The 22,935-nt window shown below is 65.5% G+C and carries 39 protein-coding genes; 34 read left to right on the top strand and 5 right to left on the bottom strand.

The features are described from left to right. The first annotated feature begins 65 nt into the window (after positions 1 to 65). Entirely contained in the window at positions 66 to 905 is an 840-nt protein-coding gene (locus AC1DSO_RS18895) for a GIN domain-containing protein (RefSeq protein WP_477070278.1), read from the top strand. Positions 906 to 1,006: 101 nt separating this feature from the next. Here AC1DSO_RS18895 and AC1DSO_RS18890 read toward each other — a convergent pair whose 3' ends face one another. Continuing rightward, entirely contained in the window at positions 1,007 to 1,765 is a 759-nt protein-coding gene (locus AC1DSO_RS18890) for an outer membrane protein (protein ID WP_477070277.1), read from the bottom strand. A gap of 408 nt (positions 1,766 to 2,173) precedes the next feature. On the opposite strand from AC1DSO_RS18890, the gene AC1DSO_RS18885 reads away from it, so the two are divergent. The 28 genes from AC1DSO_RS18885 (at position 2,174) to rplQ (ending at position 16,882) form a co-directional block, all read left to right on the top strand. After that, positions 2,174 to 2,377 carry a hypothetical protein gene (locus AC1DSO_RS18885; protein WP_477070276.1) on the top strand — a complete coding sequence of 68 codons (204 nt, stop codon included), beginning with the start codon at positions 2,174 to 2,176 and terminating at the stop codon, positions 2,375 to 2,377. A gap of 13 nt (positions 2,378 to 2,390) precedes the next feature. Beyond that, the gene (gene rpsJ / locus AC1DSO_RS18880; protein WP_004616952.1) at positions 2,391 to 2,699 is read left to right on the top strand and encodes a 30S ribosomal protein S10; all 309 of its coding nucleotides are present in this window, start codon (positions 2,391 to 2,393) and stop codon (positions 2,697 to 2,699) included. Between the two features lie 14 nt (positions 2,700 to 2,713). Beyond that, on the top strand, positions 2,714 to 3,484 hold the full coding sequence (gene rplC, locus AC1DSO_RS18875) for a 50S ribosomal protein L3 (protein WP_477070275.1): 771 nt from the start codon (positions 2,714 to 2,716) through the stop codon (positions 3,482 to 3,484). Next, positions 3,484 to 4,122 carry a 50S ribosomal protein L4 gene (gene rplD / locus AC1DSO_RS18870; RefSeq protein WP_477070274.1) on the top strand — a complete coding sequence of 213 codons (639 nt, stop codon included), beginning with the start codon at positions 3,484 to 3,486 and terminating at the stop codon, positions 4,120 to 4,122. Before rplC ends, rplD begins: the two co-directional genes overlap by 1 nt. Continuing rightward, positions 4,122 to 4,418, top strand: a complete 297-nt coding sequence (locus tag AC1DSO_RS18865) for a 50S ribosomal protein L23 (protein ID WP_047413083.1) — start codon at positions 4,122 to 4,124, stop codon at positions 4,416 to 4,418. The genes rplD and AC1DSO_RS18865 overlap by 1 nt, the downstream gene beginning before the upstream one ends. Positions 4,419 to 4,421: 3 nt before the next feature. Then, the gene (gene rplB, locus AC1DSO_RS18860) at positions 4,422 to 5,261 is read left to right on the top strand and encodes a 50S ribosomal protein L2 (protein WP_047413086.1); all 840 of its coding nucleotides are present in this window, start codon (positions 4,422 to 4,424) and stop codon (positions 5,259 to 5,261) included. A gap of 3 nt (positions 5,262 to 5,264) precedes the next feature. After that, complete coding sequence (rpsS, locus tag AC1DSO_RS18855; RefSeq protein ID WP_029912294.1) at positions 5,265 to 5,543, top strand: 30S ribosomal protein S19; 279 nt, start codon at positions 5,265 to 5,267, stop codon at positions 5,541 to 5,543. A gap of 3 nt (positions 5,544 to 5,546) precedes the next feature. Then, positions 5,547 to 5,927 (top strand): 50S ribosomal protein L22, encoded by a 381-nt coding sequence (rplV, locus tag AC1DSO_RS18850; RefSeq protein ID WP_047413092.1) that lies wholly within the window; start codon positions 5,547 to 5,549, stop codon positions 5,925 to 5,927. Continuing rightward, positions 5,927 to 6,676 carry a 30S ribosomal protein S3 gene (gene rpsC / locus AC1DSO_RS18845; protein WP_047413095.1) on the top strand — a complete coding sequence of 250 codons (750 nt, stop codon included), beginning with the start codon at positions 5,927 to 5,929 and terminating at the stop codon, positions 6,674 to 6,676. Before rplV ends, rpsC begins: the two co-directional genes overlap by 1 nt. Positions 6,677 to 6,689: 13 nt before the next feature. Continuing rightward, positions 6,690 to 7,121, top strand: coding sequence for a 50S ribosomal protein L16 (gene rplP, locus AC1DSO_RS18840; protein WP_010919134.1), 432 nt, complete (start codon positions 6,690 to 6,692; stop codon positions 7,119 to 7,121). A gap of 5 nt (positions 7,122 to 7,126) precedes the next feature. Further along, a complete protein-coding gene (rpmC, locus tag AC1DSO_RS18835) occupies positions 7,127 to 7,318 on the top strand; it encodes a 50S ribosomal protein L29 (protein ID WP_477070273.1) in 192 nt (63 codons plus the stop codon). Between the two features lie 10 nt (positions 7,319 to 7,328). Next, a complete protein-coding gene (gene rpsQ / locus AC1DSO_RS18830; RefSeq protein ID WP_047413102.1) occupies positions 7,329 to 7,568 on the top strand; it encodes a 30S ribosomal protein S17 in 240 nt (79 codons plus the stop codon). Between the two features lie 17 nt (positions 7,569 to 7,585). Further along, the gene (rplN, locus tag AC1DSO_RS18825; protein ID WP_010919137.1) at positions 7,586 to 7,954 is read left to right on the top strand and encodes a 50S ribosomal protein L14; all 369 of its coding nucleotides are present in this window, start codon (positions 7,586 to 7,588) and stop codon (positions 7,952 to 7,954) included. Next, positions 7,954 to 8,268, top strand: coding sequence for a 50S ribosomal protein L24 (gene rplX, locus AC1DSO_RS18820; RefSeq protein WP_047413105.1), 315 nt, complete (start codon positions 7,954 to 7,956; stop codon positions 8,266 to 8,268). The genes rplN and rplX overlap by 1 nt, the downstream gene beginning before the upstream one ends. Next, positions 8,261 to 8,818 carry a 50S ribosomal protein L5 gene (gene rplE / locus AC1DSO_RS18815; protein ID WP_477070272.1) on the top strand — a complete coding sequence of 186 codons (558 nt, stop codon included), beginning with the start codon at positions 8,261 to 8,263 and terminating at the stop codon, positions 8,816 to 8,818. Before rplX ends, rplE begins: the two co-directional genes overlap by 8 nt. Positions 8,819 to 8,842: 24 nt before the next feature. Further along, positions 8,843 to 9,148 carry a 30S ribosomal protein S14 gene (gene rpsN / locus AC1DSO_RS18810; protein WP_099579528.1) on the top strand — a complete coding sequence of 102 codons (306 nt, stop codon included), beginning with the start codon at positions 8,843 to 8,845 and terminating at the stop codon, positions 9,146 to 9,148. Positions 9,149 to 9,158: 10 nt separating this feature from the next. Then, positions 9,159 to 9,557 carry a 30S ribosomal protein S8 gene (gene rpsH, locus AC1DSO_RS18805; RefSeq protein ID WP_047413115.1) on the top strand — a complete coding sequence of 133 codons (399 nt, stop codon included), beginning with the start codon at positions 9,159 to 9,161 and terminating at the stop codon, positions 9,555 to 9,557. A gap of 18 nt (positions 9,558 to 9,575) precedes the next feature. Continuing rightward, on the top strand, positions 9,576 to 10,109 hold the full coding sequence (rplF, locus tag AC1DSO_RS18800) for a 50S ribosomal protein L6 (protein WP_477070271.1): 534 nt from the start codon (positions 9,576 to 9,578) through the stop codon (positions 10,107 to 10,109). A gap of 3 nt (positions 10,110 to 10,112) precedes the next feature. Further along, complete coding sequence (gene rplR / locus AC1DSO_RS18795) at positions 10,113 to 10,463, top strand: 50S ribosomal protein L18 (RefSeq protein WP_047413121.1); 351 nt, start codon at positions 10,113 to 10,115, stop codon at positions 10,461 to 10,463. A gap of 10 nt (positions 10,464 to 10,473) precedes the next feature. Continuing rightward, positions 10,474 to 11,079, top strand: a complete 606-nt coding sequence (gene rpsE / locus AC1DSO_RS18790; RefSeq protein ID WP_052196978.1) for a 30S ribosomal protein S5 — start codon at positions 10,474 to 10,476, stop codon at positions 11,077 to 11,079. Between the two features lie 3 nt (positions 11,080 to 11,082). Then, complete coding sequence (rpmD, locus tag AC1DSO_RS18785; RefSeq protein WP_047413122.1) at positions 11,083 to 11,268, top strand: 50S ribosomal protein L30; 186 nt, start codon at positions 11,083 to 11,085, stop codon at positions 11,266 to 11,268. Between the two features lie 149 nt (positions 11,269 to 11,417). Continuing rightward, positions 11,418 to 11,903 carry a 50S ribosomal protein L15 gene (gene rplO, locus AC1DSO_RS18780; protein ID WP_477070270.1) on the top strand — a complete coding sequence of 162 codons (486 nt, stop codon included), beginning with the start codon at positions 11,418 to 11,420 and terminating at the stop codon, positions 11,901 to 11,903. A 263-nt stretch (positions 11,904 to 12,166) separates the two neighbouring features. Further along, positions 12,167 to 13,522, top strand: a complete 1,356-nt coding sequence (gene secY, locus AC1DSO_RS18775) for a preprotein translocase subunit SecY (protein ID WP_477070269.1) — start codon at positions 12,167 to 12,169, stop codon at positions 13,520 to 13,522. 134 nt (positions 13,523 to 13,656) lie between these two features. Then, on the top strand, positions 13,657 to 14,226 hold the full coding sequence (locus AC1DSO_RS18770; RefSeq protein ID WP_477070268.1) for an adenylate kinase: 570 nt from the start codon (positions 13,657 to 13,659) through the stop codon (positions 14,224 to 14,226). A 175-nt stretch (positions 14,227 to 14,401) separates the two neighbouring features. Next, a complete protein-coding gene (rpsM, locus tag AC1DSO_RS18765; RefSeq protein WP_047413133.1) occupies positions 14,402 to 14,770 on the top strand; it encodes a 30S ribosomal protein S13 in 369 nt (122 codons plus the stop codon). 13 nt (positions 14,771 to 14,783) lie between these two features. Then, entirely contained in the window at positions 14,784 to 15,173 is a 390-nt protein-coding gene (rpsK, locus tag AC1DSO_RS18760; protein ID WP_018112960.1) for a 30S ribosomal protein S11, read from the top strand. A gap of 77 nt (positions 15,174 to 15,250) precedes the next feature. Then, on the top strand, positions 15,251 to 16,267 hold the full coding sequence (locus AC1DSO_RS18755) for a DNA-directed RNA polymerase subunit alpha (protein ID WP_047413138.1): 1,017 nt from the start codon (positions 15,251 to 15,253) through the stop codon (positions 16,265 to 16,267). Positions 16,268 to 16,468: 201 nt separating this feature from the next. Continuing rightward, on the top strand, positions 16,469 to 16,882 hold the full coding sequence (gene rplQ / locus AC1DSO_RS18750) for a 50S ribosomal protein L17 (protein ID WP_477070267.1): 414 nt from the start codon (positions 16,469 to 16,471) through the stop codon (positions 16,880 to 16,882). Positions 16,883 to 16,943: 61 nt separating this feature from the next. Here rplQ and AC1DSO_RS18745 read toward each other — a convergent pair whose 3' ends face one another. From AC1DSO_RS18745 to AC1DSO_RS18735, 3 genes are read right to left on the bottom strand one after another with little or no spacing between them, the layout of a single operon-like run. Continuing rightward, a complete protein-coding gene (locus tag AC1DSO_RS18745) occupies positions 16,944 to 17,162 on the bottom strand; it encodes a hypothetical protein (protein ID WP_477070266.1) in 219 nt (72 codons plus the stop codon). Positions 17,163 to 17,166: 4 nt separating this feature from the next. Continuing rightward, positions 17,167 to 17,994 (bottom strand): ABC transporter permease, encoded by an 828-nt coding sequence (locus AC1DSO_RS18740; protein ID WP_477070265.1) that lies wholly within the window; start codon positions 17,992 to 17,994, stop codon positions 17,167 to 17,169. Further along, positions 17,994 to 18,890, bottom strand: coding sequence for an ABC transporter ATP-binding protein (locus AC1DSO_RS18735; RefSeq protein WP_477070264.1), 897 nt, complete (start codon positions 18,888 to 18,890; stop codon positions 17,994 to 17,996). The genes AC1DSO_RS18740 and AC1DSO_RS18735 overlap by 1 nt, the downstream gene beginning before the upstream one ends. Positions 18,891 to 19,046: 156 nt before the next feature. Between AC1DSO_RS18735 and AC1DSO_RS18730 the strand changes: the two genes are divergently transcribed. Then, a complete protein-coding gene (locus tag AC1DSO_RS18730) occupies positions 19,047 to 20,285 on the top strand; it encodes an alkaline phosphatase family protein (protein ID WP_477070285.1) in 1,239 nt (412 codons plus the stop codon). Positions 20,286 to 20,407: 122 nt separating this feature from the next. Here AC1DSO_RS18730 and AC1DSO_RS18725 read toward each other — a convergent pair whose 3' ends face one another. After that, positions 20,408 to 21,064, bottom strand: coding sequence for a class I SAM-dependent methyltransferase (locus tag AC1DSO_RS18725; RefSeq protein WP_477070263.1), 657 nt, complete (start codon positions 21,062 to 21,064; stop codon positions 20,408 to 20,410). Positions 21,065 to 21,147: 83 nt separating this feature from the next. On the opposite strand from AC1DSO_RS18725, the gene AC1DSO_RS18720 reads away from it, so the two are divergent. The 4 genes from AC1DSO_RS18720 to AC1DSO_RS18705 all read left to right on the top strand — a co-directional run. Continuing rightward, positions 21,148 to 21,846: a helix-turn-helix domain-containing protein gene (locus AC1DSO_RS18720; RefSeq protein WP_477070262.1), complete on the top strand. Its 699-nt coding sequence runs from the start codon at positions 21,148 to 21,150 to the stop codon at positions 21,844 to 21,846. A 63-nt stretch (positions 21,847 to 21,909) separates the two neighbouring features. Further along, a complete protein-coding gene (locus AC1DSO_RS18715) occupies positions 21,910 to 22,368 on the top strand; it encodes a VOC family protein (RefSeq protein ID WP_477070261.1) in 459 nt (152 codons plus the stop codon). Continuing rightward, positions 22,365 to 22,700 (top strand): MmcQ/YjbR family DNA-binding protein, encoded by a 336-nt coding sequence (locus AC1DSO_RS18710; protein ID WP_477070260.1) that lies wholly within the window; start codon positions 22,365 to 22,367, stop codon positions 22,698 to 22,700. The genes AC1DSO_RS18715 and AC1DSO_RS18710 overlap by 4 nt, the downstream gene beginning before the upstream one ends. Then, the coding region (locus AC1DSO_RS18705) for an ArsR/SmtB family transcription factor (protein WP_477070259.1) at positions 22,697 to 22,935 on the top strand (239 nt) is incomplete at its 3' end. The genes AC1DSO_RS18710 and AC1DSO_RS18705, both read left to right, overlap by 4 nt.

Genomic DNA, 22,935 nt, shown 5'->3' with positions numbered 1-22,935 from the left:
GAAGGTTGGGCGAACCGTCGCTAGCTTCCCCTCATCGAATTACACGCATCCGACGGGAGAAACCGATGCGCGCTCTGACCACCCTGGCCCTCGTGGCCGCCGCCGTGTCCGCCGCCGGAGCCGCCTCGGCCGCCCCCTCCGTGAAGATCAAGGACGCCGTCGCGCGCGTCGTGGTCATCCCCGAGAACCGCTCGGACGTGAAGGTCGAGTTCCTGACCACCAATCCCAGCCTGCCGCTGGCCCTGCGTCAGAACGGCGATGAGGTGATCGTCGACGGCGACCTGCGCATGAACAAGATCAACGGCTGCAACAGCCGCAACGGCAAGATCTGGGTCAAGGTCCGCGGCGTCGGCGAGGTCTCCTACGACAACTTCCCGCAGATCGCGGTCCGCGTGCCGATGGACGCCAGAGTCCAGGCCGGCGGCGCGGTGTTCGGCGACATCGGCCGCTCGGACAGCGTCAAGCTGGGCAACGCCGGCTGCGGCGACTGGACGATCGCCAACACCAAGGGCAAGCTGGAAGTCGCCCAGGCCGGCTCGGGCGACACCAAGACCGGCTCGGCTGGCGTCGCCGAGATCAGCATCGCCGGTTCGGGCGACGTCTCGACCCAGGCCGTCGCGGGTGATCTCGAGGTCAATATCGCTGGCTCGGGCGACGTCTCGGTCGCCAGCATCGCCGGCAAGCTGGACGGCAACATCGCCGGCTCGGGCAACATCACCGTCGCGGGCGGCCGCAGCCGTCTGGTCGATGTCAGCGTGATGGGCTCGGGCGACGTGGCCTTTAATGGCGAGGCCGATGAGGTCGACGTCTCGGTGGCCGGTTCGGGCGACGTGCGCATCGCCAAGGTCAACGGCCCGGTCAAGAAGCACGTGGCCGGCTCGGGCGACGTGATCATCGGCCAGTAGGCCGCCACTCACGCACACACACGCTCTCTATATATAAGAGTGAAGGCCCCGGGATCGCTCCCGGGGCCTTCTTCATGTCGAACCGGTTGGTTCGGCGATCCTTAGCGGACGCCGAAGCCGAACAGGTCGCCGGCCGTGGCCAGGTCGGCCCCAGCGCGATCGCGGTCCTTCAGGCTGCCGCCGAAGGTGTAGCGGAAGCCGACCTTCACGGCGTCCGAGTTCAGCTTGGCCAGGTCCTTAGATTCCGCGTGGGTGTACTTGGCGAAGGTCGACCAGCCGCTGCCCGCGAACTTGTATTCGCCACCGGCATTCACGTCCCACAGGTCGGCGTTGACGTTGGTGTCGATGCGCGACCAGCCGGCGCCGGCGTTCAGGCGGAAGTTGTCCGACACGAAGTAGCGGGCTTCGCCGCGGACCGAGTACAGGTCGGCGTCCAGGTCGTTCGACTGGCCGTAGGCGACCAGGCCCGTGAGGGTGACGTTGTCCAGGTACTTCTGGGCTTCGGCGCCGACGGCCCAGAGGGTGTCGTTCGACGGACGCGACAGGGCGGTGAAGCCGCCGACGCGGACGGTGTCGCCCAGCTTGGTCGTCAGGTGGACGGCGCCCGAGGCGACGGTCTCGTCCGACAGGTCGTTGTCCGAGATCGAGACGTCGCCGTTGGCGGTCACGGTCCAGGCGCCTTGCAGCGGGATGGCGACCGAGCCGTCGAGGACGGCCGAGGTGCCGTCAGCGCCGCCGAGGCGGGTGTTCAGGTCGGTATAGTTCACGGCGGCGCCGACCGAGCCGACGTTTTGCGCGAAGGCCGGGGCCGAGATGGCGGCGGCGACCAGGGCGGCGGTGGCGAAGAGCTTCGTATTCATTGGGTCTATCCCCTTACACAACACAACAGTGGCTCCTCCGGCTGGCTTGGCGGTCGTTGTTGGGGGGAGGGCCGCCCAGTCCGCCGGGGAGGGGCGGCATCTATGGAGGTTCGGAGGGCTGCTCAAGACCGGCGGCGGCGCTTGATGGGCGAATAATGCAATTTTGTGACACTTGCGCGGGCGAGGTTTTCACCTACGCGCAAGCGGGCGCACGTTCTTGCTAGTAATCCGGCCGAAAGCGTTAAAACGAGACCGGCGTTATGTTTTCGCGGGCCTTGCGCGAACCGGGCAGGGCGCCTATTCAGAACCGGCCCGGCGAGTCGCGTTCCTCAAGGACGAGAAGAGCCGGACACAGCGCTTGACGAAACCGATTCTGGAACGTACAAGCGCGCCTCTGTTGGACCGGCTGTGAGCTCTCGGGCTCAAACGCGGTTCGCGAGACGCCCGGACATAGCGCCTTCAGCCTTCTTTCGAGAGGGTGGCGCAATATCTGGACAACCACCCCGGCGGGCGACCGCAGGGGTATTTTGTTTTGCGGACGCTGCGTACGAGCTCTCTCGAGAGTTCGAGTTGGTCTTTGAAATGGTTCGAGACGCGGGCGCAGCCCACTAGGAAACCGAGCGATATGGATCGTCAGAACATCCGCATCCGGCTCAAGGCCTTTGATCACCGCGTGTTGGATCATTCCACGCGCGAGATCGTGAACACGGCCAAGCGCACTGGTGCGACGGTACGGGGACCGATCCCCCTGCCCACGCTTATCGAGAAATTCACCGTCAACCGCTCGCCGCACGTCGACAAGAAGTCGCGCGAGCAGTTCGAGATCCGTACGCACAAGCGCGTTCTCGACATCGTTGACCCGACTCCGCAGACCGTGGACGCGCTGATGAAGCTCGACCTGTCGGCCGGCGTTGACGTCGAAATCAAGCTGTAAGGAGGGCCTCTCTCATGACTCTCCCCACCCAACGCACCGGTCTGATCGCCAAGAAGCTGGGCATGACCCGCTTCTTCGACGAAGCTGGCCAGCACGTGCCGGTCACCGTCCTGTCGCTCGACGGTTGCCAGGTCACGGCTCAGCGCACCGTTGACAAGGACGGCTACACCGCCCTGCAACTGGGCGCCGGCGCCAAGAAGGCCAAGAACACCTCCAAGGGTATGCGCGGTCACTTCGCGAAGGCGGCTGTCGAGCCGAAGCGCGTCGTCGCCGAGTTCCGTGTCGAAGAAAACGCCCTGATCGAAGTTGGCGCCGAGTTCACGGCCGACCACTTCGTTCCCGGCCAGAAGGTCGACATTCAAGGCGTGACCGTCGGTAAGGGTTTCGCCGGCGCCATGAAGCGCTGGAACTTCTCTGGTCTGCGCGCCACCCACGGTGTTTCGGTCTCGCACCGTTCGCACGGCTCGACCGGCAACCGCCAGGATCCGGGTCGTACGTTCCCGGGCAAGAAGATGGCGGGTCACCTGGGTCAGGAAACCGTCACCACCTTGAACGTGACGGTCTGGAAGGTCGACGTCGAACGCGGCCTGATCCTGATCAAGGGCGCTGTCCCGGGCCACGAAGGCAGCTACGTGAAGATCCGCGACGCCGTGAAGAAGGCCGCTCCGGCCGACCTCCCGCGTCCGGGCGCTTTCCGCAAGGCTGGTCAGGCTCCGGCCGCCGCCGCCGCTGAAACCCCCGCTGAAGAGGCCCCTGCGGCTACGACCGAAGAGGGCGAAGGCTAATGAAACTCGACGTCATCAAGCTTGACGGCGCGAAGGCCGGTTCTGTGGATCTCGACGACGCCATCTTTGGCATCGACGAAATCCGCGGCGACATCCTTCAACGCGTCGTGACCTGGCAGCTGGCCAAGCGCCGCTCCGGCAACCACAAGATTCAGGTTCGTAACGAGGTCTCTCGTACGGGCAAGAAGATGTACAAGCAGAAGGGCACCGGCGGCGCTCGTCACGGTTCGCGCCGTGCGGCTCAGTTCGTCGGCGGCGCCAAGGCCCACGGCCCGGTCGTCCGCAGCCACGCCTTCGATCTTCCCAAGAAGATCCGGGCTCTGGCGCTGCGTCACGCCCTGTCGTCGAAGGCCAAGGCCGGCTCGCTGGTCGTGCTGGACAGCGTGGTTCTGACCGAAGCGAAGACGGCCGCCCTGCGCGCCACCTTCGACAAGATCGGCCTGAAGAACGCCCTGGTCATCGCCGGTCCGGAAGTGGACGCGAACTTCAAGCTCGCCGCCCGCAACATTCCGAACGTCGACGTCCTGCCGAACGCCGGCCTGAACGTCTACGACGTGCTGCGTCGCCAAACGCTCGTCCTCACCAAGGACGCGATCGTGGCGATCTCGGCTCGTTTCGCTGAGAAGGAAGCCGCCTAATGGCCGCCACCGCTCGCCACTACGACACGATCCTGTCGCCGGTGATCACCGAAAAGACGACCCTGCTCTCGGAGCAGAACAAGGTTGTCTTCAAGGTGGCCAACGACGCGACGAAGGACGAAATCGCCGCCGCCGTCGAAGAGCTGTTCAAGGTCAAGGTGACCAAGGTCAACACCATCGTGACCAAGGGCAAGACCAAGCGCTTCCGCGGCATCGTCGGACACCGTTCCGACGTCAAGAAAGCGATCGTGACGCTGGCCGAAGGCCAGTCGATCGACATCACGACGGGGCTCTAAGAGATGGCCTTGAAGCACTTTAACCCGACCAGCCCGGGCCAACGCGGCCTGGTGCTGATCGACCGCAGCGAGCTCCACAAGGGCCGCCCGGAAAAGAAGCTGGTCGAAGGTCTGACCAAGTCGGGCGGTCGCGGCGGCAATGGCCGTATCGCGGTCCGTTTCCGCGGCGGCGGCGCCAAGCGCCTGTACCGTCTGGTCGACTTCAAGCGTCGTAAGCAAGGCACGGCCACGGTCGTTCGCCTCGAGTACGATCCGAACCGCACCGCCTTCATCGCCCTGATCAAGTATCAGAGCGACGGCGAGCTGGCCTACATCCTGGCCCCGCAACGCCTGAAGGCCGGTGACGAAGTCGTCACCGCCGAGAAGGTCGACGTGAAGCCGGGCAACGCCTCGCCGCTGCGCACGCTGCCGATCGGTACGATCATCCACAATATCGAGCTGAAGCCCGCCAAGGGTGGTCAGATCGCCCGTTCGGCTGGCGCTTATGCCCAGCTGGTCGGCCGTGACGCCGGCTACGCCCAGATCCGCCTGAACTCGGGCGAACTGCGCATGGTGCTCGATACGTGCATGGCCACCGTCGGCGCCGTTTCGAACCCCGACCACATGAACCAGAACCTCGGCAAAGCCGGTCGTTCTCGTCACATGGGCCGTCGCCCGCACGTCCGCGGTGTCGCCATGAACCCGGTCGACCACCCCCACGGTGGTGGTGAAGGTCGCACCTCGGGCGGCCGCCATCCGGTGACCCCGGCTGGTAAGCCGACCAAGGGCGCCAAGACCCGCGTCAACAAGGCCACGGACAAGTTCATCATCCGTTCGCGCCATAAAGCGAAGAAGGGCCGCTAAGCCATGACCCGCTCCGTCTGGAAAGGCCCGTTTGTCGACGGGTACCTCCTGAAGAAGGCCGACGCCGCACTGTCGTCGGGCCGCAAGGACGTCATCAAGACCTGGTCGCGTCGCTCGACGATCATGCCGCAATTCGTCGGCCTGACCTTCGGCGTCCACAACGGCCAGAAGCACGTCCCCGTCTCCGTGTCGGAAGACATGGTCGGCATGAAGTTCGGCGAGTTCGCTCCGACCCGTAACTTCCCCGGCCACGCAGCCGACAAGAAGGCGAAGAGGAAGTAGGCCATGAGCCAAGCTAAACAACCTCGCCGCCTGCCGGCCAACGAAGCGATGTGCAAGGTTCGCACCTTGCGCACCAGCGCTCGCAAGCTGAACCTGGTCGCTCAGTCCATCCGTGGCCTGAACGTCCAGCGCGCTCTCAACGAGCTCGAATTCAGCCACAAGCGTATCGCCCAGGACGTCCGCAAGGCGCTGTACTCGGCCATCTCCAACGCCGAGAACAACCACAACCTCGACATCGACTCCCTGGTCGTCGCCGAGGCCTATGTGGGCAAGAACCTGATCATGAAGCGTTTTTCGCCCCGCGCTCGCGGTCGCGCGACGCGCGTTGAGAAGCCGTTCTCCGAGATCACGATCGTGGTCCGCGAACTGGGTGAGGCCGCCTAATGGGTCAGAAAGTCAATCCGGTCGGGCTGCGGCTCGGCGTCAACCGCACCTGGGACAGCCGTTGGTTCGCCGACGGTCCCCAGTATGGCAAGTTGCTGCACCAGGACCTCGCGGTCCGGACCGCCCTGAAGAAGCGCCTGTACCAAGCTGGTGTCTCGCGCATCATCATCGAGCGTCCGCACAAGAAGTGCCGCGTGACGATCTATGCCGCCCGTCCGGGCGTCATCATCGGCAAGAAGGGCGCTGACATCGACAAGCTCCGCAAGGACCTGTCGATCATGACCGAGGGCGAAGTCCACCTGAACATCGTCGAGATCCGCAAGCCGGAAACCGACGCTCAACTGGTGGCCGAGTCGATCGCTCAGCAGCTGGAACGCCGTATCGCCTTCCGTCGCGCCATGAAGCGTTCGATCCAGTCGGCCGTGCGCCTCGGCGCCAAGGGCATCCGGATCAACGTCTCGGGTCGCCTCGGCGGCGCTGAAATCGCTCGGATGGAGTGGTATCGCGAAGGTCGCGTGCCGCTGCACACCCTGCGCGCCGACATCGACTTCGGTTTCGCCGAAGCCAAGACCACCTACGGCATCATCGGCGTGAAGACCTGGATCTTCAAAGGCGAAGTGCTGGAGCATGATCCGATGGCGCTCGACAAGCGTCTGGCCACTGAGTCCGGCCCGGCCGGCGAAGGTGGTGGACGTGAACGCGGCGATCGTCCCGACCGGGGCGACCGCGGCCGTCGCGATCGCGGGTAAGGATTAGATCGCTATGCTGTCTCCTAAGAAGACCAAATTCCGCAAGCAGTTCAAGGGCCGCATCCACGGCACTTCGAAGGGCGGCACCTTGCTGAACTTCGGTTCGTACGGCCTGAAGGCCGTCGAGCCGGAGCGCATCACGGCCCGTCAAATCGAAGCCGCCCGTCGCGCCATTACCCGCCAGATGAAGCGTCAAGGCCGCGTCTGGATCCGTATCTTCCCGGACGTGCCGGTCACCGGCAAGCCGGCTGAAGTCCGGATGGGTAAGGGTAAAGGCGCCGTGGATTACTGGGCCGCCCGCGTGGCTCCGGGCCGCATCATGTTCGAAATCGACGGCGTGCCGGACGATATCGCGCGTGAAGCGCTCCGCCTGGGCGCCGCCAAGCTGCCGATCCGCACCCGTGTTGTCACCCGCATCGATGCGGGTGTGGCCCAGGAGGCCTGAGGCTCATGAAGATCGCTGACATCCGGGGCCTGACCCCCGACCAGCTGGCCGACACCCTGATCAGCCTGAAGAAGGAGCAGTTCAATCTGCGCTTCCAGGCCGCCACGGGCCAGGTCGAGAAGACCCACCGCGTCGATGAAATCCGCAAGGACATCGCACGGATCAAGACCGTGCTGCGCGCCAAGGCCGCGGCTTAAGGAGAACGATATGCCCAAGCGTATCCTCGAAGGGGTCGTCGTCTCCGACAAGGGCGATAAGACCGTCGTGGTGAAGGTGGAACGGACTATCGTTCACCCGATCCTGAAGAAGATCGTGCGTCAGTCGAAGAAGTACCACGCGCACGACGAAGCCAACGCGTACAAGGCCGGCGAAGCTATTCGCATTGTCGAGTGCGCTCCGAAGTCCAAGCTGAAGACCTGGGAAGCACTTCCCAAGGCTTCGGCTTAATCTGGAAGGTTTAGACCATGATCCAGATGCAAACTAACCTGGAAGTCGCTGACAATTCTGGCGCTCGCCGGGTCATGTGCATCAAGGTGTTGGGCGGCGCAGGCCGTCGCTACGCCAGCGTGGGCGACGTCATCGTCGTCTCCGTCAAGGAAGCCATCCCGCGTGGCCGTGTGAAGAAGGGTGACGTGCTTCGCGCCGTCGTCGTTCGCGTGAATCAAAATCTGAAGCGCAAGGATGGCTCGGTCATCCGCTTCGATAAGAACGCCGCGGTCATCGTGAACAAGCAGAGCGAGCCGGTCGGCACGCGGATCTTCGGCCCGGTTCCCCGTGAACTGCGCGCCAAGAACCACATGAAGATCATCTCCCTCGCTCCGGAGGTGCTGTAATGTCCGCTAAGATCAAGAAGGGCGACCGCGTCGTCGTTCTGGCTGGCAAGGACAAGGGCCGTCAAGGCACCGTGTCCAAGGTCCTGCCGAAGGATAGCCGGGTCGTCGTGGAAGGCGTGAACATGGTTTCGCGTCACACCAAGGCCACCCAAGCCGACCCCCAGGGCGGCATCAAGCAAAAGGAAGCGGCGCTTCACGTCTCGAACGTGGCGATCGTCGATTCCAAGGGCAAGCCCACCCGCGTCGGCTTCAAGATCGAAGGCGACAAGAAGGTGCGCGTCGCCAAGACGACCGGCGAGGTGATCAATGGCTGATCAAGCTTACGAGCCCCGGCTGAAGTCCGAATATCGCGAGCGCATCCGCGCCGCGATGAAGGAACAGTTCGGTTACACCAACGAGATGCAGATCCCCAAGCTGGACAAGATCGTCCTGAACATGGGTATCGGCGAGGCCGTGGCCGACTCCAAGAAGGCCCAGACCGCTCTGAAGGACCTGCAGGCGATCGCCGGCCAAAAGCCCGTCGCCACCAAGGCCCGCAAGTCGATCGCCGGCTTCAAGCTGCGCGAAGGCATGGTGGTCGGCGGGAAGGTCACCCTTCGCAAGGACCGGATGTACGAGTTCCTGGACCGCCTGGTCACGATCGCGCTGCCGCGCGTGAAGGACTTCCGCGGCCTGAACGGCAAGAGCTTCGACGGCCGTGGCAACTACGCCATGGGCCTGAAGGAGCACCTGGTGTTCCCGGAAATCAACTATGACCAGATCGAACAGGTCTGGGGCATGGACATCATCGTCTGCACCACTGCGAACTCCGACCAGGAAGCCAAGGCTCTCCTGAAGGAATTCCAGTTCCCGTTCGTCAACTAAGAGAGCGGGAAGGGAAAACAAACCATGGCCAAGAAAAGCGCCGTCAACCGCAACGAAGCCGTCAAGGCCCTCGTCAAGAAGTTCGCCGACAAGCGCGCCGCGCTCAAGGCGACCGCCAATGACGAGAGCCTGCCGCTCGAGGAACGCTTCGAGGCTCGCCTCAAGCTCGCCAAGCTGCCCCGCAGCAGCTCGGCGATCCGCATCCGCAACCGCTGCGAAGTCACGGGCCGTCCGCGCGCCTACTACCGCAAGCTTAAGATGAGCCGTATCGCGCTCCGCGAACTGGGTTCGCAGGGCCAGATCCCGGGCCTCGTCAAGTCGAGCTGGTAAGGACGATCAGATGTCGATGAACGACCCCCTGAGCGATATGATCGCTCGCATCAAGAACGCCGCCACGCGCAAGCGCAACAAGGTCTCGACGCCGGCTTCCAAGCTGCGCGCTCGCGTCCTCGACGTGCTGGCCGACGAAGGCTACATCCGCGGCTACTCGCTGATCGAGAAGCCCGGTGCGTTCCCCGAATTCGAGATCGAGCTCAAGTACTTCGACGGTGAGCCCGTGATCGCCGAGATTAGCCGCGTGTCCAAGCCTGGCCGTCGCGTCTATTCGTCGATCAAGGACCTGAAGCCGATCAAGAACGGCCTGGGCATCTCGATCCTTTCGACGCCGAAGGGCGTCATGTCGGACACCGCTGCACGCGACGCTAATGTCGGCGGCGAAGTCCTCTGCCGCGTCTACTAGGCGCGGGAGGGAAAGAGCATGTCACGTATCGGTAAGAAAGCCGTCGCAATCCCCTCGGGCGTCACTCTGACGCTCGACGGTCAGACGGTCACGGTAAAGGGCCCCAAGGGTCAGTTGTCGTGGACGATCGCCGACGAAGTCGAAGTCAAGCATGAGGGCTCCGAGCTCCTGCTGACTCCGCGCGTCGACTCGAAGCGCGCCAAGGGCATGTGGGGTCTCTCCCGCACGCTGGTGGCCAACATGGTGCACGGTGTCACCGTCGGGTTCGAGGAAAGCCTCGAACTGGTCGGCGTTGGTTACCGCGCGGCTATGAAGGGCACCGCCCTGAGCCTCCAGCTCGGCTTCAGCCATGATGTGGACGTCGAGGCTCCGGCCGGCGTCAGCTTCGCGGTGCCGAAGCAGACCGAAATCAAGATCGCCGGCATCGACAAGCAGGCGGTTGGCGAGATTGCCGCGAAGATCCGCCGCATTCGTCCCCCCGAGCCGTACAAGGGCAAGGGCGTGCGTTATGCTGGCGAGAAGGTTCGCCGCAAGGAAGGCAAGAAGAAGTAAGCCATGGCGCTCTCTCCTCGTGAATCGGCGGCCAAGCGCGCTCAGCGCGTTCGCACCCGCCTCAAGAGCTTGGCCAACGGTCGCCCGCGCCTGTCGGTCTTCCGCTCGTCCAAGAACATCTACGCCCAGGTCATCGATGATGAACGCGGCGTGACCCTGGCGTCGGCCTCCACTCTGGAAGCCGAAGGCAAGGGCGCGGACAAGGATGCCGCTGCCGTTGTGGGCAAGCTCGTCGCCGAGCGCGCCATCGAAAAGGGCGTCAAGGACGTCGTCTTCGATCGTGGTGGCTACATCTTCCACGGCCGGGTGAAAGCCCTGGCCGACGCCGCGCGCGAAGCCGGCCTGAACTTCTAAGGGAACAGAAATGGCTCGTGGTGAACAACAGCGCGGTGAAGGCGGTCAACGCCGGGACCGTCGCGACCGCAACGCCCCCGAAGAGCGGGTCGACAGCGACATCGTCGAAAAGCTCGTCCACATCAACCGCGTCGCCGCCACCGTCAAAGGTGGCCGTCGCTTCAGCTTCGCCGCTCTGATGGTCGTTGGCGACCAAAAGGGCCGCGTCGGCTTCGGTCATGGCAAGGCGCGTGAAGTGCCGGAAGCCATCCGCAAGGCGACCGAAGAAGCCAAGAAGACGATGATCCGCGTTCCGCTGCGCGAATCCCGCACCCTGCACCACGACGGCGCTGGCCGTTGGGGCGCTGGCAAGGTGATGATGCGCGCGGCGCCTCCCGGCACCGGCGTCATCGCCGGCGGTCCGATGCGCGCGGTTCTCGAAACCCTGGGCGTCCAGGACGTCGTGGCCAAGTCGACGGGTTCCTCGAACCCGTACAACATGGTTCGCGCCACGTTCGAGGCCCTGAAGGTTCAATCGTCGCCCCGCCAGATCGCCGCCAAGCGCGGCAAGAAGGTCGGCGACATCCTCGGCCGCCGCGCCGACGGGGCTTCGGCTCCGGACGCCATCGAGGGTTAAGTCATGGCTGAAGCTAAAACCGTCACGGTCCGCCAAACCGGCAGCCCGATCCGTCGCAAGAGCGACCAGCGCGATACGCTGGCCGGTCTGGGTCTGAACAAGCTGGGCCGCGTGTCCACGCTGGAAGACACCCCGTCGGTTCGCGGCATGATCCGCAAGGTCGCGCACCTGCTGGAAATCGTCGAGTAGGTCTGCTACGAGACGCCGAAAGCACCACCCCGGTGAAAGCCGGGGTGGTTTTCGTTTGAAACCGCGACTCCGGTCGTGGTGCGGACGAAGTCCAAATTCAACGCCGAGTCCGGCTTCCGCCGGGCGCAGATCTCCAAGGAGAGGCACATATGACCAAGCTGAATGAACTGGCTCCCCGCGAAGGCTCGACCAAGGGCCGCATGCGCGTTGGCCGTGGCCCGGGTTCGGGCAAGGGCAAGACCGCCGGTCGCGGTGTGAAGGGCCAGAAGGCGCGCTCGGGCGTCGCCATCGCCGGCTTCGAAGGCGGCCAGATGCCGCTGCACATGCGTATGCCTAAGCGCGGCTTCAACAACCCCTTCCGTCTCGAGTTCGCCGAAGTGAACCTGTGGCGCCTGGAGCAGGCCGTCGCCGCTGGCAAGTTCAAGGCCGGCGCCGAGCTGGCTCCCGCTGACCTGGTCGCCGCCGGCGTGATCCGTCGCGAACTGGACGGCGTGAAGCTGCTGGGCAAGGGCGAGATCAAGACCGCCCTGAAGCTGACCGTCTATTCGGCCACCGAAGCCGCCATCAAGGCCGTTGAGGCCGCTGGTGGTTCGGTCACCGTGACCAAGAAGGTCAAGGTGGAAGCCGAAGCCTAACATTGAAAACTGTCATCCCGGGCGCAGCGTAGCGAAGACCCGGGACCACCACAGGCGAAAGCGCTTTCGGCGGTCCCGGATGATCGCTTCGCGCTCTCCGGGATGACAGAAATTCGAGGCTCGCCGTGACATCGCGGCGAGCCTCACCTATTTGTGGCGCTCTCCTCGGGCCAGCCTGGTCCGAGAAACCAATTTCAGAGCGTGGTCGCCGCCGAAAGCGGTATCCACTTCCGGCATCGCGCTCTTGAGTCGTGGGGATCTGAATGGCCTCGGCCGCCGAACAACTCGCAGCCAATATGAATTTCGCGTCGTTCCAAAAGGCGACCGAACTTCACAAGCGTATCTGGTTCACGATCATCGCCTTGATCGTCTTCCGTCTTGGCACCTACATCCCGATCCCCGGCATCGACGCCGTCGCCTTCGAGCGCCTGTTCAACGGCAACTCCGGCGGCCTGCTCGGCATGTTCAACCTGTTCTCGGGCGGCGCCGTCCAGCACATGGCGATCTTCTCGCTGAACGTGAYGCCCTACATCAGCGCCTCGATCATCGTGCAGCTGATGGGTTCGGTGTATCCGCCGTGGGAGAAGCTGAAGAAGGAAGGCGGGGAGGCGGGCCGCAAGACCCTCAACCAGTACACCCGCTACTTCGCCGTGGTGCTGGCCGTGGTCCAGTCGGCCTCGATCGCCTTCGGTCTGCAGGCCCAGCCTGGTGTCGTCGTCGGCGGCATCGGCGCGGCCTTCTTCGTGGCCTCCACCATCGTCGCCCTGACCGGCGGCACGCTGTTCCTGATGTGGCTGGGCGAGCAGATCACCAGCCGCGGCGTTGGCAACGGCGTCAGCCTGATCATCTTCGCCGGCATCGTGGCGCGCCTGCCGATCGTCCTGGGCCAGATGCTGGTCCAGGCCCAGACCTCGGGCAACTACACGCCGCTGTTCCTGATCGTGTTCGGCTGCGTCGCCGCCATCCTGTCCATCGTGTTCATGGAACGCTCGCAGCGCCGTCTGCTGGTCCATTATCCCAAGCGCCAGCAGGGCAACCGCATGATCGGCGGCGAAAGCTCGTTCATGCCGCTGAAGATCAACACCTCGGGCGTCATCCCGCCGATCTTCGCCTCTAGCCTGCTGCTGCTGCCGACGACCGCCATGCAGTTCATCTCGACCACCACGCTTCCGGCGTGGCTGTCGTGGCTGCCGGGCGTGGTGGGCGCGCTGCAGCACGGCCACCCGGCCTTCCTGGTGTTCTACGCCCTGCTGATCATCTTCTTCTCGTTCTTCTATACCTCGGTCGTGTTCAACCCCGAGGAGACGGCCGAGAACCTGCGCAAGTACGGCGGCTTCCTGCCGGGCATCCGTCCGGGCAAGCGCACCGCCGAGTACCTGGACTACGTGCTGACCCGCCTGACGGTGATCGGCGCGGCCTATATCACCGCGGTCTGCGTGGCGCCCGAGCTGGCGATGATGGCGATCAAGTCGAACCAGTTCGCCCTGGGCGGCACCTCGATCCTGATCGTCGTGACGGTGACCATGGACACCGTGGCGCAGATCCAGTCGCACCTGCTGGCCCACCAATACGAGGGCCTGATCAAGAAGTCGAAGCTGCGCGGCGGTCGCAACCGCTAAGTCTGGGACGGCTTTATTAGAAGCGTCGGAACCCGGTTTGTCACAAAACCGGCTTCCGTTTTTTTCCGGCGCAATCTAGGTCTTCTGCGGGAGACGAGCGGGCTTAAGACCCGCCAACGCGCGAAGGGGCTTAAATGAACTTGATCCTGTTCGGTCCGCCGGCGGCGGGGAAGGGGACCCAGGCCAAGCGCCTGGTCACCGAGCGCGGCATGGTGCAGCTCTCGACCGGCGACATGCTGCGCGCCGCCATCGCCTCCGGCTCCGAGCTCGGCCAACGCGTCAAGGGCGTGCTGGACCGCGGTGACCTGGTCACCGACGAGATCGTCATCGCCCTGATCGAGGACCGCCTGCCCGAGGCCGAGGCGGCCGGTGGGGCGATCTTCGACGGTTTCCCGCGCACGGTCGCCCAGGCGCAGGCCCTGGACAAAATGCTGGCCGCCCGCGGACAGCAGATCGACGCGGTTCTCCGACTCAAGGTAGACGAACCAGCCCTGATCGGACGGATCAAGAAGCGATTCGACGAGCAGGGACGGCCCGACGACAATCCGGAAGTCTTCGTGACTCGCTTGGCCGCCTACAACGCCCAGACCGCGCCTCTGCTGCCCTACTACGAAGGGCAGGGGAAGCTGACGGAGCTGGACGGCATGGGGACCGTCGAAGCGGTCGCCGCGTCTATCGACACCGCCCTGGCGGTCGTAGCCTAACAAACCCCGAATTCGCTGGCTTTCCAGTGGATTCAGTTGTTGACGGAAGCGAAACGATCCCTATAACGGGGCGCTTCCGCGAAAGGGCGCGATCCGTGCGCGCCGGTTTGGATTCTCTGGATCCGGCCGGGCGCGCCGTTCGCGTCTTTAGTGCGTGACTAGGAGAACATTAGACGTGGCCCGTATTGCAGGCGTCAACATCCCGACGAACAAGCGCGTTTTGATCGCGCTTCAGTACATTCACGGCATCGGCCAACGGTCCGCGCGTGAAATCATCACGAAGGTGGGCATCGAGGATGCGCGTCGGGTCAATCAACTGACCGACGCCGAAGTCCTGGCGATCCGCGAAACGATTGACCGCGACTATACCGTCGAGGGTGATCTGCGTCGCGAGAACTCGATGAACATCAAGCGTCTGATGGACCTGGCCTGCTACCGCGGCCTGCGTCACCGTAAGGGCCTGCCGGTCCGCGGTCAGCGCACCCACACGAACGCTCGTACCCGCAAGGGTCCGGCCAAGCCGATCGCCGGCAAGAAGAAATAAGGTAGCCTGACCGATGGCCAAGGAACCGGCTCGCGTAAAGAAGCGCGAACGTAAAAACATCACCTCGGGCGTGGCGCATGTGAACGCCTCGTTCAACAACACCATGATCACCATCACCGACGCTCAGGGGAACACCATCTCCTGGTCGAGCGCCGGCATGATGGGCTTCAAGGGCTCGCGCAAGTCGACTCCGTACGCCGCTCAGATGGCTGCGGAAGACGCGGGTAAGAAGGCCGCCGAGCACGGCGTGAAGACCCTGGAAGTCAACGTCTCGGGTCCGGGTTCTGGCCGTGAATCGGCCCTGCGCGCGCTGCAAGCCGCGGGCATGACCATCACGACCATCCGCGACGTCACGCCGATCCCGCACAACGGCTGCCGTCCGCCCAAGCGTCGTCGCGTCTAGTACTTTTTAGACCACTAATCTCCTTCGCCGGCTGCGCAAAACGCGGCCGGCGAGCCGCGTTCAAGGGACCCGACCACGTGATCGAAAGAAACTGGAACGAGCTGATCCGTCCTGAGAAGCCGCAGATCGAAACCGGCGCCGATGCGACTCGCAAGGCCCGTATCGTCGCCGAGCCGCTCGAGCGCGGTTTCGGTGTAACGCTCGGCAACGCCCTGCGTCGCGTTCTCCTCTCGTCGCTGCAAGGCGCCGCCGTCACCGCCATCCAGATCGATGGCGTGGTGCACGAATTCTCCTCGCTCGAAGGCGTCCGCGAAGACGTCGTCGACATCGTTCTGAACATCAAGCAACTGGCCGTTCGGATGCACGCCGAAGGCCCGAAGCGCATGACCTTGCGCGCCACGGGCCCCGGCCCGGTGACCGCCGGTCAGATCGAAACCCCGGCCGACATCGAGATCCTGAACCCCGACCACGTGCTCTGCACGCTGGACGACGGCGCCTCCGTGCGCATGGAGTTCACGGTCAACAACGGCAAGGGCTACGTCCCGGCCGACCGTAACCGTCCGGAAGACGCGCCGATCGGCCTGATCGCCGTCGACGCCCTGTACTCGCCGGTCAAGCGCGTCGCCTATCGCGTCGAGCCGACCCGTCAAGGCCAGTCGCTGGACTACGACAAGCTGGTCCTGGAAGTGGAAACCAACGGCGCCGTCACTCCGGTGGACGCCGTGGCTTACGCCGCCCGGATCCTGCAGGACCAACTGCAGATCTTCATCACCTTCGAGGAACCGAAGGCCAAGTCGGCCGACGAGTCCAAGCCGGAACTGCCGTTCAACCCGGCCCTGCTGAAGAAGGTCGACGAGCTGGAACTGTCGGTCCGTTCGGCCAACTGCCTGAAGAACGACAACATCGTCTACATCGGCGACCTGATCCAGAAGACCGAAGCCGAGATGCTCCGCACCCCGAACTTCGGCCGCAAGTCGCTGAACGAAATCAAGGAAGTGCTCGCCGGCATGGGTCTGCACCTCGGCATGGACGTGCCGAACTGGCCGCCGGAGAACATCGAAGACCTGGCCAAGAAGTTCGAAGACCAAATCTAAGAACCTCGAAGCCTACCGCGCTAAATCCGGGCCGCTCCTTCTCCTTCGGGAAGGGGAGCGGCCTGGGCCTTTTGAAGCCGCTCACGCGGTCGAGGGCCCCGGCGCTCCGCTCTGACCCGGTCGGGAAGGACCAGGATTGGTGACAACAAGGCGCCCAACACGTTTTGGCGCCGCTCGGGCTTCTCGCCCAGGAGATACAAAATGCGTCACGGTAAAGCTCACCGTAAACTCGGCCGCACCTCGGCTCACCGCATCGCCATGTTCGCCAACATGTCGGCCTCGCTGATCAAGCACGAGCAGATCGTCACCACCCTGCCCAAGGCCAAGGAACTGCGTCCGATCGTCGAAAAGCTGGTCACCCTGGCCAAGCGCGGCGACCTGCACGCCCGTCGTCAGGCCATCAGCTCGGTTCGCGACGTCGAACAGGTCGGCAAGCTCTTCGCCACCCTCGGCCCGCGCTACAAGGATCGTCAGGGCGGCTATATCCGCGTCCTGAAGGCGGGCTTCCGCTACGGCGACAACGCCCCGATGGCCGTGATCGAGTTCGTCGATCGCGACGTCTCGGAAAAAGGCAAGGACTCGGGTCCGGTCTACGTCAACGACGCCGAAGACTAAGATTTTCAGCCTAGGCTGAAACGAGAGGCCCCGGAGCGATCCGGGGCCTTTTTCGTTGGGCCTAGAGCTTGATCGCCCGGATGACGCCGAACGCCAGCAACGCCCAAACAGCGGCATGTAGGCCGCAGATCAGCCAGAACGTCTTGGGATCCTTGGCCAACTCCACATAGAGCGGCGTTCCCAGTGTCCGAACGGGCAGGGCGACCCGACGTCGGAATACGACCTGGTAGCCGTCCCAGGCAAGGCCGCCGAACAGCACGAAGAAGAAGGCGAAGACCATCCGCCTACTCCTTCGTCAGGTCCTGGCGTCGGAACAGGAACACCGCACCGGCGGCCAGGAGCGCCACCCAGGCCGCCAGCACGGCCAACGCCACGCCCGCCGAGCCGCTCGCCGCGCCCAGTTGGCTCGGATCCAGCAGGGCGGCGCGCAGCAGGTCGGCGTCGAAGGCGGGCAGAACCAGCAGCTTCCAGCTGGGCTGGCCCTGTTCCATCAGGCGCAGCGAGCTGGCCAGCACCGTCTGGACGAAACGCACGCCCAGGCAGGCGATGACCACGCCCATGGTCGAGCGGGACAGCACCCCAACGCAGGCCGCCAGGGCCGCGAGCGTCATGGCCTCCAGCCAGGTGATGGCCAGGACGCCGACCACGTCGAACAGGTTGCGATCGAACATCGAGAAGGCCAGGCCCCGACCGCTGATCACCGAACCGATCAGGGCGGCGAAGGCGGACAGCACCGCCGTCAGCAACAGGCTCCAGAACACCGCCTCGCCGACCACGACCAGCTTGGCCAGCAGCAGGTTCTGACGGGTGTTGCGCGGGGTCAGCAGCCGCCAGGTCTCCCAGCGGTAGTCGCTGGCCAGCACGGCCGCTGCGCCGATCATCAGGAACAGGGCCCCGAAGGTCGAGGCGCCGCCGGAGAGGGCCTTGATCACCTGGTCGACCAGGCCGACCGTGACGCCGGGCATCGGCTTCTTGATCACGTTGCGCAGGAAGAGGTCGCCGCCCACGCTGAGCAGGAACCCGACCAACGGGGCGAAGCAGAAGCCCCAGAACAGGGCCGAACGGTCGCGCAGCAGGCGGAAGCGTTCGGCGGCGATGGCGTCGGCGAGCATCAGGCGGCTCCTTCGTTCTCAAGGGTCTTGAGATAGACGCCTTCCAGGTCGGCCTCGCGCCAGCGGGCCTCGGTGATCTCGACCCCGGCCTCGACGAGGCTGCGGATCAGGGCGGGGGCTTCTTCGCGTCGGATATCGGCCAAGACCGCGTCGGGACCGTCGGCCGCGCCCTTGCCTCCCAGCACCGCCAGCACCTGGGCGATCGGCGAGGTGGCGGTGATGCGCAGCCGGGCGTCGCCGGCGGTCAGGGCGTCGACGGACCCCTCGGCGGCGATCTTGCCCTTCGACAGGATGGCGACCCGGTCGCAGACGCGCTTGACCTCGTCCAGCTGGTGGCTGGCCAGGATGACGGTGACGCCCTCGCGCTGAGCCAGGTCGACGATCAGGGCGCGGATTTCCTGGATGCCGGCCGGGTCCATGCCGCTGGTCGGCTCGTCCAGGATGACCAGCTCGGGCTTGGTGAAGAAGGCGGCCGCCAGGCCCAGGCGCTGCTTCATGCCGACCGAGAAGCCGCTGGTCGCGCGGTCGGCGGCGTGGGCGATGCCGACACGCTCCAGCCAGCCGCCGATGTCGGCATTCTTGGTCCCGCTCTCCAGGGCCAGCATCGTCAGGGTGTCGCGGGCGGTCAGATAGGCCGGATAGCGCGGCGTTTCGATCATCGCCCCGACCTTGCGCAAGGCCCGGATGTCGCCGGCCGGCGCGCCGAACAGGCTGGCCGAGCCGCTGGTCGGGCGGACAAGGCCCAGGGCGATGCGGAACAGGGTGCTCTTGCCCGCGCCGTTGGGACCCAGCACACCGAACACGCCGCCGGCGGGAATGGCGATGGAGAAATCGTCGAGGGCGCGCACCGCCCCGTAGGTCTTGGTGAGGCGGTCGGCCTCGAGGGCGATCGACATGCGGGCGTTTCCGGCGCCGAACGACTCGGCTCGACGCGGCGACTATGGCGAGCCCCTGGGCATGCGCCAAGTTAAGAGCGGGTCATGCGCCGCTGTCATACGCCTGCAACGTCGGGCCATGATCTGGTCGATCCGTTCGCTTTCAACGAGTCGCCGATGATCGCCCGCCGCCTTTTGTCCCTGATCCTCGCCGCCGGCCTGGCGCTGACGAGCGGCGCGGCCCTGGCGCGGGAAAAGCCTCCGCACCTGACGATCCTGGTCTCGATCGACGGCTTCCGCGCAGACTATCTGGACCGCGGCGACACCCCGACCTTGAAGGCCTTGGCCGAAGACGGCGCGCGCGGGGCCATGCGGCCCTCGTTCCCCAGCCTGACCTATCCGAACCACTACACCCTGGTGACCGGCAAGCGCCCGGACCGCAACGGGGTGGTCGGCAACGAGATGGAGGACGCGGTGATCGGCGGCCCCAAGTTCAAGATGAACGGCCCGACCGCCAACGATCCGCGCTGGTGGAGCCAGGCCAAGCCGTTCTGGGTCTCGGCCGAGCAGCAGGGCAAGCGCGCCGCGGCGATGTTCTGGCCGGGGTCGGAGACGGCGATCGACGGCGTGCGGCCGACCTATTGGATGACCTACGACACCCAGTTCCCATACGACGCCCGCGTCGACCGGATCCTGGCCTGGATGGACAAGGCCGACGGCCCGCCGCTGGCTTTCACCACCCTCTATTTCGATGCGGTCGACACCGAGGGCCACCACTACGGTCCGGAGTCGCGCGAGGTGCGCGCCGCCGCCGCCGAGGTCGACCGCTGCCTGGCCCGGCTGATCGCAGGGCTGAAGGCGCGTGGGCGCTTCGAGACTACCGACATCGTCGTGGTCGCAGACCATGGCATGGCGCCGCTGCCGGCCGCTCAGCGCGTGGTGCTGGACGACCTGATCGACGTCTCGAAGATCCACCTGGTCACCAAAGGCGCGGTGACCAGCTTCTCGCCCCAGCCGGGGCAGGCGAGGGCGGTCGAGACGGCGTTCCTGTCCCGGCCCTTGCCGCACATGAGCTGCTGGAAGAAGGGCGCGATCCCGGCCCGCTTCCACTACGGCCGCAACAAGCGCGTGCCGGCTATCGTCTGCCTGTCGGAGACGGGCTGGTACACCACGACGGTCGAGGCCCGGAAGAACCCCGGCAAATGGGACGACAAGGACGGCGGCGCGCATGGCTTCGACCCGTATGACCTCCGGATGCGGGCGGTGTTCGTGGCTCACGGGCCGTCGTTCAAGCCGGGCGTTGTGCTGCCGGTGTTCGACAATGTCGACGTCTATCCGCTGCTGGCGAAGGTGACCGGCGTGAAGCCGGAGAAGGGCGATGGGTCGTTGAAGGTCGCGGGGCAGGCGCTGCGCTAGGACCTTTGAAGCTGTCATCCCGGACAAGCGCGCAGCGCGCCGATCCGGGACCGCCGGAAGCTCGGAGCTTGTGGCGGTCCCGGCTCTTCGCGCTGCGGCCGGGATGACAACAGTATTGAGCGCTAGCCAACCCCCGCCCCGTACAGCGAGATCGAGCCCGTCGGCGTCGCGATCCGTCCGAGTTCGCTCACCGCCGACAGGCCATTGGACCGCATCAGGCCCGGCAGGCTTCCCGCCGCGTTGAACTCGGTGCGCTCGAAGCCATCGACCGCCTGAACCAGGCGGAACAGCAGGCGCATCAGCCCCCGCTGGCGGCCGTAGTCGGCGATCAGGATCCGCGCGCCGGGCTTGGCGATCCGCGCCATGGCCCGCAGGATCTCCCCCTTCACCGGCACGTCACATTGGTGCAGCACCAGGCTGGAGATCACCGCGTCGGCGACGCCTTGGCCGATCAGATTGTCGGCCCCGCCGCCGAGGGCCTGGACCCATTCGATCTCGACGCCAGCCCGGAGCGCCTTGGCGCGGGCGATCTCCAGCACGGCCGGATCCGGATCGACGCCGACAACCCGCGCGCCGGGGCAGCGGATCTTGATGGCGATGGCCTGGGAGCCGGTGCCGCAGCCGATGTCGACGATCAGTTCGCCGGCGCGCGGTTGTAGGGCGTTCAACAGCATCGCCCGCCAGCGGCCCTCCCGCGCCACCAGGGCCAGGACATGGTCGTAAAGGCCGGTCAGTTCCGGTCGCCCGAGGGCGGGTACGTATTGGGCTTGTTCGGTCATGCGACGTCCTCCATGTCGGAGTTCTCTCGCTGATCCGCCGCCGGGTCTTGGATCGAACGCTTGCCGAGGAGGACGTCCACGCGATGCGCGACACGGGATGGTCCGGACGGCTGTGGATCGGTCGCGACTGGTGGGGCTTCGAGGGCGCCAGCGGCGACTCGCGACCCCACGGCCATCTCTGCGCCCAGGTGGTGGCGGGACTGGACGGCCCGGCGCGGGTCGAGACCGAGCAAGGCCTGGTCGAGGCGCCGGTCATCGCCATCGCACCCGGCGTCCGCCACCGACTCCTAGCCTCGGAGAGCCTGCGGGCCGTCTATCCGCGCCCGCTGGGCCGGCTGGCGCGACGTTGGAACGTCGGTGGCTGGTCCACCCCCGTGGCGGCCGCGCCCGCCGAATGGACGACGGTGCTGACCAGCGAGCGTCTGGACGAGGCGCTCGACGCCGAAGCGGCGTTGGGCGAAGCGGCGCCGATCGATCCCCGCCTGCGGACCGTACTCGACGCGCTGGACGGTGATCTCGACCTCGCCGGACTTGCCCAGCGGGTAGGGCTGTCGACGGCGCGGCTGCGAGCCTTGGCCCAGACAGAGCTGGGCGCGCCGCTGGCCCATTGGCGGCTGTGGTTGCGCCTGGAGACAGCGATGCTGGGCGTGCGGGCGGGCGAGAGCCTGGCGGCGGCCGCGGCCGAGGCCGGTTTCGTCGACCAGTCGCACCTCAACCGCGCCATGCGGCGGTTCTTCGGCGTCACGCCGCTGACGGCGCTTCAGCTGATGGACGAGCGATAACGCCGGTTGCCAAGATAGTTTCGATATGCGTTAAATATTGTCACAGAACGCAAGGAAGATCGCATGTCCGAACAACGCACCGGCCTGGTCTCGGCCGTCAGCTATCGCGATCCCAAGGCCGCCATCGCCTTCCTGGAGAAGGCGTTCGGCTTCGAACTGACCTTCCTGATCGAGGACGCCGAGGGCAATCTGGCCCATTCGCAGATGAGCTATGCCGGTTCGACGATCATGATCGGCAACGAGTGGAGCGAGAACCACGCCAGCCCGGCCTCGCTGGGCGGCAAGACCACCCAGACGGTCCACATCTACATCCCTGGCGACGTCGACGCTCACTGCGCGCGGGCCAAGGCGGCCGGGGCCGAGATCCTGATGGAGCCGGCCAACCAGTTCTACGGCTCGCGCACCTATCGCTGCCGCGATCCCGAACTGCACATCTGGACCGTGTCGGCCGACGTCGAGACCGTCTCGTTCGCGGAGATGGAGGAACGCAGCGGCCTGAAGATCGCCGTCGGCTCGGAATGATCTCGCCAGACGATTTCCGCCGCCTGGCCCTGGCGATGCCTCAGGCGATCGAAAGCTCGCACATGGGCACGGCCGACTTCCGATGCGGCAAGATCTTCGCGACCTTGGGCAATCCCGACGTCGCCTGGGCGATGGTCAAGCTGACGCCGGACCAGCAGGAGATGCGCGTGGCGGCCGAGCCGGAGGTCTTCGTCCCGGTTCCGGGCGGCTGGGGCAAGGGCGGGGCGACGCGCCTGCGCCTCTCGGCCTGCGACGAGGTCACGGCGCGCGGTGCGCTGACGGACGCCTGGCGCAACGTCGCGCCCAGGAAGCTGCTGGACGCCCAGTCTTGAACGAGGCTCTCGACAGGACTTTGGCGGCCTTAGCCGATCCGCATCGCCGGCGGACCGTCGACCTGCTGCGCGAGCGGCCGCGCCGGGCGGGCGAGCTGGCCGAGAGCCTCGGCCTGACCCCACCGGCGATGAGCCGCCACCTCAAGGCCCTGCGTCAGTCGGGCTTGGTCGAGGAAAGTCATCCCGAATTCGACGCTCGGGTGCGTGTCTATCGCTTGCGTCCCGGCCCGATGGC

Source organism: Caulobacter sp. P4_E5 (genome assembly GCF_056401555.1).
The sequence above is the reverse complement of the archived record's forward strand: the minus strand, read 5'-3'. Positions and strand labels throughout refer to the sequence as shown.

Coding starts and splice junctions, on each gene's coding strand:
- AC1DSO_RS18895 (WP_477070278.1), top strand. CDS start 66: ATGCGCGCTCTGACCACCCTGGCCCTCGTGGCCGCCGCCGTGTCCGCC.
- AC1DSO_RS18890 (WP_477070277.1), bottom strand. CDS start 1,765: ATGAATACGAAGCTCTTCGCCACCGCCGCCCTGGTCGCCGCCGCCATC.
- rpsJ (WP_004616952.1), top strand. CDS start 2,391: ATGGATCGTCAGAACATCCGCATCCGGCTCAAGGCCTTTGATCACCGC.
- rplC (WP_477070275.1), top strand. CDS start 2,714: ATGACTCTCCCCACCCAACGCACCGGTCTGATCGCCAAGAAGCTGGGC.
- rplD (WP_477070274.1), top strand. CDS start 3,484: ATGAAACTCGACGTCATCAAGCTTGACGGCGCGAAGGCCGGTTCTGTG.
- AC1DSO_RS18865 (WP_047413083.1), top strand. CDS start 4,122: ATGGCCGCCACCGCTCGCCACTACGACACGATCCTGTCGCCGGTGATC.
- rplB (WP_047413086.1), top strand. CDS start 4,422: ATGGCCTTGAAGCACTTTAACCCGACCAGCCCGGGCCAACGCGGCCTG.
- rpsS (WP_029912294.1), top strand. CDS start 5,265: ATGACCCGCTCCGTCTGGAAAGGCCCGTTTGTCGACGGGTACCTCCTG.
- rplV (WP_047413092.1), top strand. CDS start 5,547: ATGAGCCAAGCTAAACAACCTCGCCGCCTGCCGGCCAACGAAGCGATG.
- rpsC (WP_047413095.1), top strand. CDS start 5,927: ATGGGTCAGAAAGTCAATCCGGTCGGGCTGCGGCTCGGCGTCAACCGC.
- rplP (WP_010919134.1), top strand. CDS start 6,690: ATGCTGTCTCCTAAGAAGACCAAATTCCGCAAGCAGTTCAAGGGCCGC.
- rpmC (WP_477070273.1), top strand. CDS start 7,127: ATGAAGATCGCTGACATCCGGGGCCTGACCCCCGACCAGCTGGCCGAC.
- rpsQ (WP_047413102.1), top strand. CDS start 7,329: ATGCCCAAGCGTATCCTCGAAGGGGTCGTCGTCTCCGACAAGGGCGAT.
- rplN (WP_010919137.1), top strand. CDS start 7,586: ATGATCCAGATGCAAACTAACCTGGAAGTCGCTGACAATTCTGGCGCT.
- rplX (WP_047413105.1), top strand. CDS start 7,954: ATGTCCGCTAAGATCAAGAAGGGCGACCGCGTCGTCGTTCTGGCTGGC.
- rplE (WP_477070272.1), top strand. CDS start 8,261: ATGGCTGATCAAGCTTACGAGCCCCGGCTGAAGTCCGAATATCGCGAG.
- rpsN (WP_099579528.1), top strand. CDS start 8,843: ATGGCCAAGAAAAGCGCCGTCAACCGCAACGAAGCCGTCAAGGCCCTC.
- rpsH (WP_047413115.1), top strand. CDS start 9,159: ATGTCGATGAACGACCCCCTGAGCGATATGATCGCTCGCATCAAGAAC.
- rplF (WP_477070271.1), top strand. CDS start 9,576: ATGTCACGTATCGGTAAGAAAGCCGTCGCAATCCCCTCGGGCGTCACT.
- rplR (WP_047413121.1), top strand. CDS start 10,113: ATGGCGCTCTCTCCTCGTGAATCGGCGGCCAAGCGCGCTCAGCGCGTT.
- rpsE (WP_052196978.1), top strand. CDS start 10,474: ATGGCTCGTGGTGAACAACAGCGCGGTGAAGGCGGTCAACGCCGGGAC.
- rpmD (WP_047413122.1), top strand. CDS start 11,083: ATGGCTGAAGCTAAAACCGTCACGGTCCGCCAAACCGGCAGCCCGATC.
- rplO (WP_477070270.1), top strand. CDS start 11,418: ATGACCAAGCTGAATGAACTGGCTCCCCGCGAAGGCTCGACCAAGGGC.
- AC1DSO_RS18770 (WP_477070268.1), top strand. CDS start 13,657: ATGAACTTGATCCTGTTCGGTCCGCCGGCGGCGGGGAAGGGGACCCAG.
- rpsK (WP_018112960.1), top strand. CDS start 14,784: ATGGCCAAGGAACCGGCTCGCGTAAAGAAGCGCGAACGTAAAAACATC.
- rplQ (WP_477070267.1), top strand. CDS start 16,469: ATGCGTCACGGTAAAGCTCACCGTAAACTCGGCCGCACCTCGGCTCAC.
- AC1DSO_RS18745 (WP_477070266.1), bottom strand. CDS start 17,162: ATGGTCTTCGCCTTCTTCTTCGTGCTGTTCGGCGGCCTTGCCTGGGAC.
- AC1DSO_RS18740 (WP_477070265.1), bottom strand. CDS start 17,994: ATGCTCGCCGACGCCATCGCCGCCGAACGCTTCCGCCTGCTGCGCGAC.
- AC1DSO_RS18735 (WP_477070264.1), bottom strand. CDS start 18,890: ATGTCGATCGCCCTCGAGGCCGACCGCCTCACCAAGACCTACGGGGCG.
- AC1DSO_RS18730 (WP_477070285.1), top strand. CDS start 19,047: ATGATCGCCCGCCGCCTTTTGTCCCTGATCCTCGCCGCCGGCCTGGCG.
- AC1DSO_RS18725 (WP_477070263.1), bottom strand. CDS start 21,064: ATGACCGAACAAGCCCAATACGTACCCGCCCTCGGGCGACCGGAACTG.
- AC1DSO_RS18720 (WP_477070262.1), top strand. CDS start 21,148: ATGCGCGACACGGGATGGTCCGGACGGCTGTGGATCGGTCGCGACTGG.
- AC1DSO_RS18715 (WP_477070261.1), top strand. CDS start 21,910: ATGTCCGAACAACGCACCGGCCTGGTCTCGGCCGTCAGCTATCGCGAT.
- AC1DSO_RS18710 (WP_477070260.1), top strand. CDS start 22,365: ATGATCTCGCCAGACGATTTCCGCCGCCTGGCCCTGGCGATGCCTCAG.